At 50.8% G+C, this 13894-nt stretch carries 12 protein-coding genes and 5 pseudogenes; 9 read left to right on the forward strand and 8 right to left on the reverse strand.

Features of this window, described 5'->3' with window-relative positions; all coding sequences use genetic code 11:
• Positions 1–254: 254 nt before the first annotated feature.
• Positions 255–419, forward strand: a complete 165-nt coding sequence (locus tag MN084_RS19140; protein ID WP_445083877.1) for a transposase — start codon at positions 255–257, stop codon at positions 417–419.
• Positions 420–449: 30 nt separating this feature from the next.
• On the opposite strand, the gene MN084_RS02530 is transcribed toward MN084_RS19140, so the two are convergent.
• From MN084_RS02530 to MN084_RS02545, 4 genes and pseudogenes are all read right to left on the reverse strand, one after another.
• On the reverse strand, positions 450–1259 hold the full coding sequence (locus tag MN084_RS02530; protein WP_330178300.1) for an IS3 family transposase: 810 nt from the start codon (positions 1257–1259) through the stop codon (positions 450–452).
• Between the two features lie 20 nt (positions 1260–1279).
• A complete protein-coding gene (locus MN084_RS02535; RefSeq protein WP_330178301.1) occupies positions 1280–1543 on the reverse strand; it encodes a transposase in 264 nt (87 codons plus the stop codon).
• Positions 1544–1685: 142 nt separating this feature from the next.
• A pseudogene (locus MN084_RS02540) lies at positions 1686–2470 on the reverse strand (IS1595 family transposase).
• Positions 2471–2577: 107 nt separating this feature from the next.
• Positions 2578–3665 (reverse strand): annotated as a pseudogene (locus MN084_RS02545) (IS256 family transposase).
• Between the two features lie 307 nt (positions 3666–3972).
• Here MN084_RS02545 and MN084_RS02550 point away from each other — a divergent pair.
• Together MN084_RS02550 and MN084_RS19145 are read left to right on the forward strand one after the other, a co-directional pair.
• Positions 3973–5090 (forward strand): annotated as a pseudogene (locus MN084_RS02550) (IS4 family transposase).
• A 290-nt stretch (positions 5091–5380) separates the two neighbouring features.
• Positions 5381–5632 (forward strand): transposase, encoded by a 252-nt coding sequence (locus MN084_RS19145; RefSeq protein ID WP_445083936.1) that lies wholly within the window; start codon positions 5381–5383, stop codon positions 5630–5632.
• Between the two features lie 81 nt (positions 5633–5713).
• Here the strand turns inward: MN084_RS19145 and hisG are convergent, their stop codons facing one another.
• Complete coding sequence (gene hisG, locus MN084_RS02560; protein WP_241084965.1) at positions 5714–6586, reverse strand: ATP phosphoribosyltransferase; 873 nt, start codon at positions 6584–6586, stop codon at positions 5714–5716.
• Positions 6587–6722: 136 nt separating this feature from the next.
• The gene (locus tag MN084_RS02565) at positions 6723–6893 is read right to left on the reverse strand and encodes a YdcH family protein (protein ID WP_241084964.1); all 171 of its coding nucleotides are present in this window, start codon (positions 6891–6893) and stop codon (positions 6723–6725) included.
• Between the two features lie 268 nt (positions 6894–7161).
• Here MN084_RS02565 and MN084_RS02570 point away from each other — a divergent pair.
• Positions 7162–8013 (forward strand): annotated as a pseudogene (locus MN084_RS02570) (transposase).
• A 469-nt stretch (positions 8014–8482) separates the two neighbouring features.
• Here the strand turns inward: MN084_RS02570 and MN084_RS02575 are convergent.
• On the reverse strand, positions 8483–8962 hold the full coding sequence (locus MN084_RS02575; protein ID WP_241084963.1) for a ComF family protein: 480 nt from the start codon (positions 8960–8962) through the stop codon (positions 8483–8485).
• 87 nt (positions 8963–9049) lie between these two features.
• Positions 9050–9190 (reverse strand): annotated as a pseudogene (locus MN084_RS19150) (double zinc ribbon domain-containing protein); the annotation flags it as partial.
• A gap of 118 nt (positions 9191–9308) precedes the next feature.
• Here MN084_RS19150 and bioB point away from each other — a divergent pair.
• Genes bioB through bioD form a run of 5 tightly spaced genes read left to right on the forward strand, consistent with a single transcriptional unit; the run spans position 9309 to position 13818 of the window.
• Positions 9309–10340, forward strand: a complete 1032-nt coding sequence (gene bioB, locus MN084_RS02585; protein WP_241084961.1) for a biotin synthase BioB — start codon at positions 9309–9311, stop codon at positions 10338–10340.
• Positions 10315–11484: an 8-amino-7-oxononanoate synthase gene (gene bioF / locus MN084_RS02590; protein WP_241086017.1), complete on the forward strand. Its 1170-nt coding sequence runs from the start codon at positions 10315–10317 to the stop codon at positions 11482–11484. Before bioB ends, bioF begins: the two co-directional genes overlap by 26 nt.
• Positions 11481–12257 carry a pimeloyl-ACP methyl ester esterase BioH gene (bioH, locus tag MN084_RS02595; protein ID WP_241084960.1) on the forward strand — a complete coding sequence of 259 codons (777 nt, stop codon included), beginning with the start codon at positions 11481–11483 and terminating at the stop codon, positions 12255–12257. The genes bioF and bioH overlap by 4 nt, the downstream gene beginning before the upstream one ends.
• Positions 12250–13110 (forward strand): malonyl-ACP O-methyltransferase BioC, encoded by an 861-nt coding sequence (gene bioC / locus MN084_RS02600; RefSeq protein WP_241084959.1) that lies wholly within the window; start codon positions 12250–12252, stop codon positions 13108–13110. The genes bioH and bioC overlap by 8 nt, the downstream gene beginning before the upstream one ends.
• A gap of 36 nt (positions 13111–13146) precedes the next feature.
• Positions 13147–13818 (forward strand): dethiobiotin synthase, encoded by a 672-nt coding sequence (gene bioD, locus MN084_RS02605; RefSeq protein WP_241084958.1) that lies wholly within the window; start codon positions 13147–13149, stop codon positions 13816–13818.
• Positions 13819–13894 lie beyond the last annotated feature (76 nt).

A 13894-nucleotide genomic window follows, 5' to 3' on the forward strand; every position in this document is an offset into this window, starting at 1 on the left:
ATCATCAAAACCTTGCAAATATGAAACCACAAAGCCCGGATAACAGTGCTGGTCTATTCCGTTCGCAACTTTCTCAGATCTTAAATCTCTCGCACTTATTGGTGCGGTTATCCGTGAAGATGAACGGGGAAAACTTGAGGCTGGCATTGATGTTACTTACAGCGAAGGTGCTGGCCAGCCTCCGTTACCCACTCGTTTTACTGGTGGACCTGCATTGCCTCAAGTACATCTTTAATGAGAGCGATTAAAGCGTTGTGAAACGCTGGGTTAAGAACCCATATTGGCCGTACTTTTATGGATTCCAATACCTGCAACACAAATTTCCCTTACACTCCTCCAGCCTAGTTCGTTGGCGCAACCGAGTCGGTAGTAAACTTGACGCGTTGTTGAAGCAAACCATCGAGCTAGCGCTGAATTGAAATGCCCCCATTCTATGGCCACTTGGCGTGTTAGGTTCTCCGCATTTCACGTAATCCAAAATACGCCATCTCCGGCGTGACGTAGTGTTGTGAACTGTGGGGTCGCCGCTCATTATATCGGCAACGCCACTGTTCAATAACAACTCTGGCTTCGGTCAGGCTACCAAATATCTCTGCATTTAAACACTCCTTGCGGAAAATGCCGTTGAAGCTTTCATTGCTGCCATTTTGCCAGGGTTTTCCCGGTTCAATATTGGCTAGCTTAATATCATCCTTTTCCAGTTCCTCGCGCAGTACGAGGGCCAACAGCTCAGCTCCGTTGTCGCTGCGAATGGCTCGGGGAATTCCGTAGCGAATGATTAATTCACGTAGCACCGCTTTCACGTGTTGACTCTGTAGGTATCGACCAGTTTTGATTGCCAGACAATAACCGGTTGCTTTGTCCTTGACCGTCAAGCACCGCAGAGGCTCTGCGTCATGATAGCGGTCATGTACGAAATCCCATGCCCACACATCATTCCGTCGTAGCGCCAATCCCTCCAGTTTTACCCCAGTGCGAATCTTCCGTCGAGGGCGATAAGGCGGCAAACACAGGCCATTAAGCCGCCAGAGTCGATATACGCGTTTGTTGTTTACCTGCCAACCTCTGAGCCGCAGATAGGCGTCTGCTAAACGATAGCCCCAACTGGGATCCTCCCGCACCACTACACGCAACGTGGCCGACAGATGCCGGTCACGACGTTCTCGTTTTGAACTATAGTGAAGCCCCGATCGCGGTGTCGTACAAAGCCAGCTTGCTCGCCTTTGGCTAAGGCCCCGTTCAATAGCAAACAATGCCATGGCGCGCTTCGCGCGGGGGCTCACCACTTTTTTTCTTGTATCTCCTTCATGACCTCTACTTCCAGGTCACGTTCTGCTAGCAGCTTTTTGAGCCGCATGTTCTCATCCTTGACTCGCTTTAGCTCCCGCACATCTGAAACTTCCATCCCGGCATACTTGTTGCGCCAACGGTAGATCGATTGCTCCGATACGCCGTGTTTGCGTGCTGCCGCTACGGCCGTTGTTGCCTCTGCATCGCGCAGTACAGCCACGATCTGCTCATCTGAAAAATGTCCCTTCTTCATCCTGGTTCTCCTCAGGTAGAGGAAAACCTAACATACCACTGGTCTAGTGTTCGGGGGGCAATCCACCCGGAGGGTAAGGTCCCCGGTTTGGGTATATCATGAGCGCCTGAAAGAATAGGGCCTTGTTGATAAACTTTCCTGATTACCCATAAACCTCAGCCGTCCTCAGGAGACGATAAGGCATCGGTGGTGTACGTAACGCGACGCAGAGCAATCGTTCAATCATAGCCGGAAGATTAAACCGGCGATTAAAGCGATATTCAAACTCGGCGAGATAACGAGGTACGTGTTTTTTACGAATAGCATGAAAGGTTCTCTGCAAAGCATTCTTGATATTACTAGGCATGGTATTTAGCCATTTAAAGGTGGAGAGCTGGGTACACTTTCGCCCACCGCCAGTGACGATAGGCATATGATCACATCCAGCATCTGTAACTGCTCTGAAGCAGTAGAGCCCATCAGCACGCTTTCCCGGTTTCTCACCACCAATACAGGCATCATCCATCTCGATGCGACCAGCCAGTTTTTTTGACTCTGACGTTCCATCATCACCTGCATCAGTTTGTGCTTGAGCTTCCAGGCTGTATTGTAGTTCACACCAATTTCACGGGACAGTTGCAAGGCAGAAGTACTTTTTTTACGCTGAGTCAACAAATAGATGGCCAGAAACCACTTCTTCAACGGCAGCTTGGTGCCGTGAAAGATGGTGCCAGCAGTCAGGGAGCTTTGGTGGTGGCATTTGTGGCACTGATATACCTTACGGCTTTTGAGTTCACAACCTGTTGTGTTGCCACACTCAGGACATATATATCCGGTAGGCCAACGCAGTTGGTACAATGCTTGTTGACATTGCTCTTCAGAACCATATTTTTCAATAAATTTGTGTAAACCAAGACCTTTTTGAAACTGCACTGTATTTTTCGGCATGATAGAAAACACTATATAATTCAGTAGGTTATGTTATGCAATGACCACTGGCTCAATAGCTGAGCCTAGCAGGTAATCAGGTAAAGTTTTCTGTGTAATAGCCAAGGTTAAATATACACCGCTAAGCGTTCTTCGAACTCAATCATAAATCTATTCAGTGCTGGGTTCCCAATGACGGATCGGCATTGTCCACTTTTTCGATGCGGCCTGGATTGCTAGGTGGATTACCTTCTTCGCCGAGTCATCGGTTGGAAACAACTTCCGCTTTTTGATCGCTTTGCGAATGATGCTGTTCAGCGACTCAATGGCGCTGGTCGTGTAGATCACTTTTCGTTTGTCCTCCGGGTAGTTGAACAGCGTGTTGAGATTCTGCCAATGGGCACTCCAGGAGCGGCTGATCCGGGGGTGTTTGTTGTCCCATCGGTCAGAGAATTTATCCTGCGCCGGTAAAGCTTCTTCCTCGGTGATGGACTGGTAACTCTTTTTCAAATCAGCCGCCACAGGCTTGTAGTCTTTCCAGGGCAGCTACTTCATCGAGTTCCGTAGCATATGCACAATTATAGAGCTGGATATTCGGGAAAGCCGGGTTGATGGTATCAGGAAAGCCTTTTAAGCTATCGACACAGGCAATCAAAATATCCTTCACCCCGCGGTTTTGAAGCTCTGTCAGCAGGTTCAGCCAGAATTTGGCACCCTCATTCTCCGACAGCCACATCCCCAATAATTCCTTGTGGCCTTCCAGGTTGACGCTCAGAGCGAAATAAATCACTTTTTTGTCTTGCCGGATTTTAACGACAATGCTGTCCAGATAAACAATAGGGTAAATCGTATCCAGGGGGCGAGATTACCATTCGTCAACCTGCTCGATAACCGCATCAGTAACTTTGGGTATGAGTGTGGCGGAGACATCGGCTCCGTACATTTCCTTGAATGTCGTGACGATTTCGCGGGTCGTCATACCCTGAGCATACAAGAAGAGGATCTTGTCATGCATTGAGGTAAATTGACGCTGGTGCTTTTTAACCAGTCGGGGTTTAAAGCTGCCCGCTCTTTCTCGTGGAGTATCCAGTTCAACGTTGAGTGCTGCATCGGCCGTGATTCTGGGCAGCATTGGCCGAAACTCGTTGAGATTTTCTTCAGTTTTGATGTTATTAGCGACCGCCTGGGCTATCGCCTGGAGCTCTTTCTTGTCGATCATCTGCCTATCCTCTCCCTTGTCTGGGCTTAATGACAGGCAGTTACACAGAATTTAGGTCTGTCTCAATCGTGTCAGCATCCATGATCGTCCGTGAGTATTGGCAATCGTCGTCGCTTTGGCCACAGGCATGAATGTTTACTTTGCTGACCCTTATTCCTCCTGGCAACTGGGCATCAATGAAAATACCAATGGGTTGCTACGCACTGCTGTCCCGCTTTGCAGGCAATAAAAAGGCCTTGAATATCAACAAGTTATTACAATGAAGGTGCGAAGAAACACTGTAATAACAATGAGGATTTAAGCCTTGTCTCATCATAACACTGTGTTCTCTCAAATCCTAAAACTGCTCCCTAGACATGAGTTTTCAGTACTTGCCAAGAAGCACGATGGACAGCGCCGCTGTGATGCGATGAATCGCTGGACGCAATTTGTTGCTATGGCCACAGCCCAGCTAAACCGGACGCGCCAGTCTCCGTGATATTGAATCCGCCCTGGCAAGCCAAAAGCATTTGACGTATCACTTGGGAAGCGGGTCAATCAAGCGAACAACCCTGAGTCGAGCCAATCAAAATCTTTCTTCCGGTTTTTATGAAGAGCTCTTTGGGAAGTTATACGCACGCTGTCAAAGCGGCTCCCCCAGCCATAAATTCCGTTTTAAGAAGAAACTGTTTTCACTGGATGCTTCATTGCTTGATGTGTCGCTCAAGGTATTTCCTCAGGCTGAATACAATAAAATGAAAGGCGCCTACAAATTGCATATTGGGCTTGATCATGACGGTTTGATTCCAGCATTTGCAGCCGTTACTTTGGGTAAAACTGGTGACTAAACACAGGCTAAACTCACGAGTTTCCCTAAAGGCAGTGTGCTCGTCTTCGACAAGGGGTATGCCGACTACACCTGGCATAACCAGTTGACTGAAAAAGGAATATTTTTTGTCACACGAATTCGGAGCAATGCAAAATACCGTGTACTGGAACGACGAACAGTGAATAAATCACAGGGAATTACCAGCGACCAAATTATAGTACACTTCTGATCGGTCTAGAAAAAACAACCTGATGGCGGTCAGACGAGTCGGTTTTTATGATGCCAAAACCAATAAGCATTATGTCTTCATTACCAACCACCTTGACTGGTCAGCAAAGATTATTGCCGATATTTACAAGCAACGCTGGCAGGTTGAGTTGTTCTTTAAATGGATTAAGCAGAATCTCAAGATCAAAGCCTTTATGGGTAACACGGATAATGCTGTCATGACGCAGGTTTGGGTGGTGCTATGTGTTTACCTGATACTGGCGTACTTAAAATTCCAGGCAAGAATCAGCCAAAGTCTTCAGCAGATGAGTCGACTGATCCATCTGGATTTATTTGCTAAGCGAGACTTGATACAGCTGTTTAGGCCCCGCCGGATCTGCAGATAGCCTCGCCTCAATTAGGGTTATTGTTTTCGCTGAAAATTAAGTGGGACAGCAGTGGTTGCTACGTCATTGTTTTCTTAAAGGAATCGATTGGCGAAAAGATCACCGATCTAATGTTTGCAACGGTGGTGGAAAAGTTCAACAATCGACCTCAGAAATACCTCAGTTATCAGACACCCAACGAAGCCTTTCTGAAAGAGTACAGGTGATGCACTTGCAACTTGAATCCACAATCTACACAGGGAAAGGTATTTCTGATACTGGACAACCTACGGGTGCATCACGCCAAGAAGGTGAAGCACTGGTTATCTAACTGGACCGTAAAACGCTATCTGGGAGTCTTTTTCTTGCCGGCCTATTCACCGGAACTGAACCCTGACGAGTATATGAATTGTGATCTGAAAAGCATGCTTCATAGCGGAGAGGCGATTCATTCTGTGAACGATCTGAAAAAGAGAGCACGATCCTGCACGCGAACTGTGCAAAAAAGGTCTGAACGAGCGAAAAGTCACTTCAATGCGACACGCATAAAGTACTCTGCCTGATTAATGAGATTGGGACGCAGAGGGCGAGAAAAATCTCTCTGCGTCCCAACAAGGAAAATGAAGCATAAATCGGAACTCGATTCAGACCATTTTTCGTAGTTCATACTCCAGTATCCCTTCAGCACCCGCTTCCATCAGTTGAGGGATCAGGTTACGCACTTCCTTGCTGTTGACGATGGTCTCTAAAGCAAACCACTTCGGGTCGAACAGGTGGCTGACCGTCGGCGCATGAAGGCTTGGTAGCATCTTGACCAGTTCATCCAGCCGGTCGGCGGGAATGTTCATCTTTAGAGCCACTTTTTGTCGGGCTTTTAGGGAAGCCTGTAGCAATGTAGCGATCTGATTAATTTTTTTGCGTTTGACCGGATTATTCACGGCCGTCTTGCTGGCAATCAGTCGTGTCTCTGTGTGCAGTAGATCACATACGATGCGGAGGCCGTGCGCCTTGATCGTGCTGCCTGTTTCGGTAATCTCGACCACCGCATCCACCAATCCTTCAACCACCTTGGCCTCGGTAGCTCCCCAGGAGAACTCCACCTTCGCATTGATCCCTTTTTTTACCAGATGTCGCTTGGTGAATTCAACCAATTCAGTTGAGATTGTCTTCCCTTCCAGATCTTCAATCCGTTGAATAGGCGAATCTTGAGGTACAACTAGGACCCAGCGACAAGGCTGGTCGGAGCTTTTCGAATAGGTTAATTCGCAAATTTCTTCTACATCCGCCTGGGTTTCAAGAATCCAGTCATGTCCGGTAAGTCCCAGGTCGAGAGTGCCATTGGCGACGTAGGGCGCCATTTCCTGGGAGCGCACCAGGGCGCAGCTGATGTCAGGATCATCGATGAAGGGGAAGTAGTTCCTTGAGCGGGAGGTGATATTCCAGCCTGCCTGCTGAAATAGGGAGATGGTGGCTTTTTCCAGGCTGCCCTTGGGGATTCCGAGTTTCAATTGTTGCATGGGTTTGGATTCTTAGTGTTGAACGGGGGGGACGATATTACTGTGTTCCGGGGCTATAGAAAACCCCGGAGAGCTACAGACGCAGATTAGGGTGCAGAAAGAAGTCCTGCATCCTCGTTGATTAGTTTAAGCCCTGTTACGCTAGCGGGCGCAGGATGCCATAAATCTGGTCTTTCAGCAGCGCACGCTTTTTCTTGAGATCCTCCATGCGGACATCAGAGGTGGGTTGGTCGTGCTCTTCTAGGTCGTGGATTTTGTCTTCAAGAGTGGGGAACTCATGAAGGATATCGTGCATTTTTCCAAGCATGATAATGATCCTGTGATGTGTCCGGTAATGAACATTTATCCACCAACTTCCTCATTACTTGACCGCCATTATAAGGAGTCATTTGTGTAACAGGCTTTGACACAATGCAACTGAATTTGAAATCAACCCTGCCAACCCTACCGGCGATGGAGAGATAATTGGACTCCCCTCACCCTAAAACAGAAACTGGTTGCCCTTAAAGCAAAGCATAATGGGAGCCCAATAAACGAAGAAAACGACTACAGGTGTAGATTTAGCCAAAAAAGTTATCCAGGTGTGCGTTGTCAAGGGACCTGAGATAGTTACCAATGATGAAATGGCATCAGGGGAATTTGCATCCTGTCTGGTCATGGCTAAACTAGCGATTACCGTGTTCGAACCTTGTGCGATTTCCAACTACTGGAAGCAAGTGGCTAAGGACAATGGTCATGATGCCCGCATTATATCAGCCAAGCTTGTTTCTCAGATAAGGTAAAATCAAAAGGCCGATAAAAATGATGCCTTGGCCATCGTACAGGCTAGTCAGCTTGTTGATATTAAATTCATCAATGGCAAGACTTTTGAGCAACAAGAGCAGTCCATCATGAGAATGTACGTGTGTCATCAAGAAGAGGTGGATTAGGTGGCACAGTTCAAGGGGTGCTTGAAGACGCAGAGAGAAGGTTTTGCATGCAGTTTCGCCAGGCATTGAATGCAATATGGAGACTTTACTTACCGACGGTTAAAAACATAGCGGAAAAGGATAGGCTATTGGCACAGGCCATCAAGGCACACCCGGAATGTGAGAAGTTGCGGGCGGCACTAGAGGTTGTGTCTACGATAAATGCTGTTAATCTCTATATTGCGATAGGCTGCGGTGAAGCTGGTACATTTAAAATGGGAAGGGATGCATCAGCATGCATCGGATTGACGAGGCTTCAGTATTCCAGTGGTGGAAAACAAATTTTGGTACTATCGGGAGATTGACGAAGAATATTGCCCTGAGGAGTTATCTTGTGAATGGTGCGATGTCCGTTATCAACCATGTTGACAAACGAGAACCGCAAACAAAACGGTCAGGACGGCATTTGCCCTATTGACGGAAGGTACAGAATATAAAGCTGAGCCGTTATTGGCTTAAGCGTAACAATCACTAACAAAAAGCTTCTTAACGTAGATGACAAATCAACTGTAAGAGTCAGTGCTTCGCACAGAGCAAACAAACTTGCTGGAGAGATTTAACCATACAGTTCGCGTAAAAATCATTGGGCCTGGGTTAGCTGCCAAAATTAGAGTTCGCACATAAGCACGCATTTATTTTATTATCCTATATTTTAATCATTTCGTTGTTGACAGAGGGGAGTCCACATAAGCGAAGCGAAGGCTGGTAGTCCCCGGTAGCGGTGAGGCCGCACTGCTTACCCGACGTGCGATAGCGCAAGAGGGGAGGCAAAGTAGGCTGCCGACACGGCGTCCAGCCATTTGAGGGAGTGCTGCGTAGCCTGCGCCGAGTGAAACGATGGTGTGGCGAAGCGGCGCGTACGTACCACAAGAGCGAAGATACACTTGAGTGTTTTTTGACAAAAAATCTGGCTAAAATTGTGTTGTTTTCACCAAGTCCTGGCTACCGCCCAAACATCCACTTGCTTGGCGCCGGCCCGCTTAAACTCCCGCGCCAGCTCAGAGACCGTACTGCCTGTTGTCACCACATCATCGACCAGAACAATATGGGTGTCCTGAAATCGGACGGTCACCTCAAAGGCACCTCGGATATTTCTCCTGCGCTCGCCTCTTTCAAGGTCTGATTGAGGCGCTGTGAGTTTTACCCGCCGGCAGCAGGCGTAATTTAACGGGATATTAAGCCGGCGGCTGAGTGGCCTTGCCAGTTCCAGGGATTGATTGTATCCCCGCTGACGTAGGCGGGTGCTGTGCAACGGCACGGGAGTGATGAGTTCAGGCAGTCTGGACTGCTGCTGCAGGATAAAATTTCCCAGCAACGAGGAGAGCAGTCTGCCGATATGCAGTTTTCCATTGAATTTAAACCGGCTGATAAGCAGGTCGACTGGAGCAGCATAATGGAAGGGTGACAAGATGCGATTGTAAACCGGTGTTTGCTTTTGGCATTGGCCACAGAGGGTTTGCCGATGATTGGCGGCTGTCAGTGGAAGAGCGCATTGCGGGCAGTGATTTCTGTTGTATGGGAGCTCGTGGTGACAATCTCGGCAGATAGTGTGCGCTTCTCCTGCTTTGGCACCACACAGCAGGCAGTCACTGGGGTATAGGGTAGATAGTATGGAATTAATACAATTGTTAACCATTGGATTCCTTTCCGGTTGACAGATGATGAGCTTTCCTTACTATTGGCACCCCATTATCCGTCATTCCTGTTAAGCACCACAAGGCATGACCGTTACGGCAATACAGGAACAAAAACGCATGAACGACATCAGTTTACGGCACGACTGGGCGATAGAAGAGATTGAAGCCCTGCTGGATCTTCCATTCAATGATCTGATGTTCCGCGCGCAGTCGGTTCACAGATCGCATTTTGATCCCAATAAGGTACAGGTCAGCACGCTGTTGAGTATCAAAACCGGTGCCTGTTCAGAGGATTGTGGCTACTGTTCCCAGAGCGCCAAATATAATACGGACCTGGAGAAGGAGAAGCTGTTGCCGGTGGAAGAGGTGATCAAGGCGGCTGAGGCAGCCAAGGATAAGGGGGCGACCCGCTTCTGCATGGGCGCGGCCTGGCGTAACCCCACGGACAAGAATCTGCAGCGCGTGATTGAGATGATTCAAGCGGTGCATGACCTGGGAATGCAGACCTGCGTCACCCTAGGCATGTTGACCGGGGATCAGGCAAAAAGTCTAAAAGATGCCGGGCTGGATTACTACAATCACAATCTGGACACTTCACCGGAATTTTACGGCAATGTGGTTACTACCCGTACCTTCAAAGATCGACTGGATACGCTGAAAAGCGTACGTGAACAGGGCATCAACGTGTGCAGCGGCGGTATTCTCGGCATGGGTGAATCCCGCCGGGATCGTGCTTCCATGCTGCGTGAATTGGTTAATCTGCCAAAACATCCGGAGTCGGTGCCGATTAACATGCTGGTTCAGGTAGAGGGCACCCCCCTGTACGGTGCCGATGAGATCGACAGCCTGGAGTTTGTCCGCACGATTGCAGTGGCACGAATCCTGATGCCGCTCTCCTACGTTCGACTCTCTGCCGGTCGCACAGAGATGAACGATGAAACCCAGGCTCTCTGCTTTATGGCTGGTGCCAACTCCATGTTCTATGGTGACAGACTGCTGACCACCGATAACCCGGATGCAGATGCCGATATCAAACTGTTCAGACGTCTCGGTCTCAAATTCGAAGAGAGCGTGGAACTCCAGGCCACCGAGGCACAGTGCGAAAACAGGAAAAAGGCCAAGGATTTCAGTGAAACCGCTTCAGCCTGAACTGAACCGACGCCGCAAGGAACATCTCTACCGTTCCCGTAGAGTCTCAGAAGGACCCCAGGGCCCTGAGTTGAAGATGGATGGGCACCCATTGCTCAGCTTCTGCAGTAATGATTACCTGGGCCTAGCCAATCATCCTGATGTGGTGGCAGCTATGCAGCGGGGTACGGAAATCTACGGTGTCGGGAGCGGGTCGGCTCATCTGGTGAATGGCCACAGCCAGGCTCATCATGCCCTAGAGGAAGAGCTGGCAGCGTTCACGGGCCGTCCAAGGGCGTTGCTGTTTTCCACAGGCTACATGGCCAATCAAGGTGTTATCGCTGCACTTGCCGGTCGGAATGACACCCTCTATCAGGATCGGCTCAATCACGCATCGCTGATCGATGGCGGCCTCCTGTCACGGGCGCGCATGAAGCGTTTTGCTCATGGTGATACCGCGGCGCTTCAGGCGCAGATGGCAAGCCAGGAGCGAGGTGAGGCGCTGGTGGCCGTTGATGGGGTCTTCAGTATGGATGGCGATCTTGCGCCACTGCGGTCACTTGCCGCTCTTTGTCGTGGGCGCGGCGCCTGGCTGCTGGTGGATGATGCCCACGGCTTGGGAGTTCTGGGTTCCGAGGGACGGGGTTCGACGGATCACTTTGGCCTCGGTCTGGATGATGTCCCTATCCTGATGGGCGCATTAGGTAAGGCATTTGGCACCTTTGGAGCGTTTGTCGCCGGTTCTGATGAGCTGATAGAGACACTGATTCAACAGGCCCGCAGTTATATTTTTACCACGGCACTGCCACCCGCTGTCGCCGAGGCGGCCCGTGCCAGCTTGCGACTGGTTCGCAGTGAAGAGTGGCGGCGTGAGCATCTGCGGGAGCTGGTGAAAAAATTCCGTAGCGGAGCAGAGCAACTGGGTCTGTCGCTGATGCTGTCAGAGACGCCGATTCAGCCTATTGTTGCAGGTTCATCGGTACAGGCACTCTCCTGGAGCCGCACTTTGGAAGCCCAGGGCATTCTGGTCAGTGCCATTCGTCCTCCCACCGTGCCTGAGGGGGGTGCGCGATTGCGGGTCACCCTCTCGGCCAACCACTCTTTTCAACATCTTGACCGGCTGCTGACCGCGCTGGAACAGCTGAAGATCCAAGAGGTTCCATGAAGCTGTATGCAGAATCAACCGGCAGCGGTCCCGATCTGGTGTTGCTTCACGGCTGGGGTATGAATAGTGCCGTCTGGTCATCTGTACGAAAACAGCTTGCAGCACACTTCAGGATCACCCTGATTGAGCTGCCGGGACACGGTGGCAGTGAGTATGAAGCTGATGCATCCTCGCTCGATGACTGGGCCAATGCCTGCCTGCAAGCCGCACCGGAGAGATCTGCCTGGATAGGCTGGTCCCTGGGTGGTCATCTGGCGTTGCAGGCTGCTTTAGTGGCACCGGAGCGGATTGAAAAGCTGGTGTTGGTCAGCGGTAGTCCGCGTTTTGTCGAGGGGGCGGATTGGCCTCATGCCATGTCGCTAAACACCCTGACACAGTTTGCCAAGACCCTGGCAAAAAATCATAAACAGACACTGGCGCGGTTTTTTTCGCTTCAGGTGAGAGGGGATGAGGATGCGAGGCAGACGCTGCGTCTATTGCGTCAGAATATTGCCGGCCGATCCGATCACAACGACCTGGCCCTGGAGCATGGGCTCAATCTGCTGTTGACCGTAGACCTGAGGGATCAGCTGCAGCAGTTGAACTGCCCCACGCTCTGGTTGCTTGGCGAACGGGATACCCTGGTGCCGGTGGAGGTGGCTCATGCTTTGGGGTCGCTTATGCCGGAAGCAGAAATTCTGACTCTAAGCGGCTCTGCCCATGCCCCGTTTCTCTCTCACCCCAAGCGGTGCCTGGAAGCATTGATTCATTTTCTGGAAGATGCAGATGAGTGACCCGTTGCACCGCATCGACAAGCAGCAGGCGCGCCGCGCCTTCTCCCGTGCCGCCGAACGTTACGATGAAGTGGCGATGCTGCAACGGGAGATAGGTCAGCGCATGATCGAGCGGCTGGAGGTTGTCAAACTGCAGCCAGGGGTGATTCTGGATATTGGTTCAGGTACTGGCGTTGCCACTGCCGAGCTCTCCCGCCGATATAAAAAGTCGCAGATGATTGCCCTGGATTTTGCCCTGCCGATGCTGCAGCAGACCCGTAAGCGCAGCTCCTGGCTGCGGCGGCCTCGCTGTGTCTGCGCTGACCTGGAGCAGTTGCCGCTGGCAGATCAGAGTGTTGATCTTATTTATTCCAATGCGGCCATTCAGTGGTGCAATGATCTGGACAGCACGTTTCAGGAGTTCCTGCGGGTGTTGAAGCTCGGCGGCTTGCTGATGTTCAGCACCTTTGGTCCCGATACGCTTAAAGAGCTGCGCTCTGCCTGGTCGGACGCCGATGGGCGCACCCATGTTAGTACATTCATCGACATGCACGATGTGGGCGATGCCCTGATGCGGGCGGGCTTTTCCGACCCGGTGATGGATGTGGACCGAATGACCCTGACGTATCAAGAGGTCTCCGGGGTGATGCGCGACCTGAAAGTGCTCGGCGCCCACAATGTCACCAGTAACCGCCAGCGGGGACTGACCGGCAAGGGCAAATTCAAGGCAATGCAGGCAGCTTACGAAAAATTCCGCAGTGATGGTCTTCTTCCTGCCAGCTACGAAGTGGTCTACGGCCACGCTTGGGCACCATTACAGCGGGAGCAGGATGGCGTGGTAACGGTGCCGCTCAGCCAGATTAGCCGGGTTTGATCTGCCGACTCTCTGTCCAAGAAAGGATAAATCAAAATGCCCAAAGGCTATTTCATCACCGGAACAGACACTGATTGCGGCAAAACCGAAATCACCCTGGGCCTGATGCATCTGCTCCAGTCTCAGGGGCACTCGGTGCTGGGAATGAAGCCTGTGGCGTCAGGAGCTGTGCCGTCCCAGGCCGGTTTGCGTAATGAAGATGCACAGCGCATCCGGCAGCAGGGGTCCCATCAAGTTGATTATCAGCGGATAAATCCCTTCGCCCATGAACCGCCTATTGCACCTCATCTGGCGGCAGAGCAGGCAGGGATGAGTATTGATTTTGACCGCATCAGCAGTTGCTATAAGGGTCTGGCAGCTGAAGCTGATATGGTTCTGGTTGAGGGTGTTGGCGGCTGGAGGGTGCCTTTGGGTCCAGAACGGGATCTCTCAGATCTGGCTGTGAAATTGGCTCTGCCAGTGATTCTGGTTGTCGGCCTGAAACTGGGCTGTATCAATCACGCGCTGCTGAGTGCGGAGTCGATACTCTCATCCGATGTAAAACTGGCCGGCTGGGTTGCCAACGTAGTAGACCCCTGGATGCTGGAGCCGGAGGCCAACCTGGAGAGTTTGAAGCAGCGTTTACAGATTCCCTTTCTGGGATTGGTGCCGCGCACGACTCGACCCACCCCGGAGGCGGTAGCTGCTTGTCTGACACTCAAGAACTAGTGTGGTGTAACGTATAAAGGGCACATATCAGCGTGGCGAGAAGCCATTAGCCGCAAGGCGCGCCCTTTACAAAAGA

Origin of the sequence: Candidatus Vondammii sp. HM_W22 (genome assembly GCF_022530855.2) — a bacterium.
GTDB lineage: Bacteria > Pseudomonadota > Gammaproteobacteria > Chromatiales > Chromatiaceae > Vondammii.

Bases quoted from the DNA above. Each gene is read 5' to 3' on its own strand.
- MN084_RS02530 (WP_330178300.1), bottom strand. From the start codon at position 1,259: ATGGCATTGTTTGCTATTGAACGGGGCCTTAGCCAAAGGCGAGCAAGC.
- MN084_RS02535 (WP_330178301.1), bottom strand. From the start codon at position 1,543: ATGAAGAAGGGACATTTTTCAGATGAGCAGATCGTGGCTGTACTGCGC.
- hisG (WP_241084965.1), bottom strand. From the start codon at position 6,586: ATGCAACAATTGAAACTCGGAATCCCCAAGGGCAGCCTGGAAAAAGCC.
- MN084_RS02565 (WP_241084964.1), bottom strand. From the start codon at position 6,893: ATGCTTGGAAAAATGCACGATATCCTTCATGAGTTCCCCACTCTTGAA.
- bioB (WP_241084961.1), top strand. From the start codon at position 9,309: ATGAACGACATCAGTTTACGGCACGACTGGGCGATAGAAGAGATTGAA.
- bioH (WP_241084960.1), top strand. From the start codon at position 11,481: ATGAAGCTGTATGCAGAATCAACCGGCAGCGGTCCCGATCTGGTGTTG.
- bioC (WP_241084959.1), top strand. From the start codon at position 12,250: ATGAGTGACCCGTTGCACCGCATCGACAAGCAGCAGGCGCGCCGCGCC.
- bioD (WP_241084958.1), top strand. From the start codon at position 13,147: ATGCCCAAAGGCTATTTCATCACCGGAACAGACACTGATTGCGGCAAA.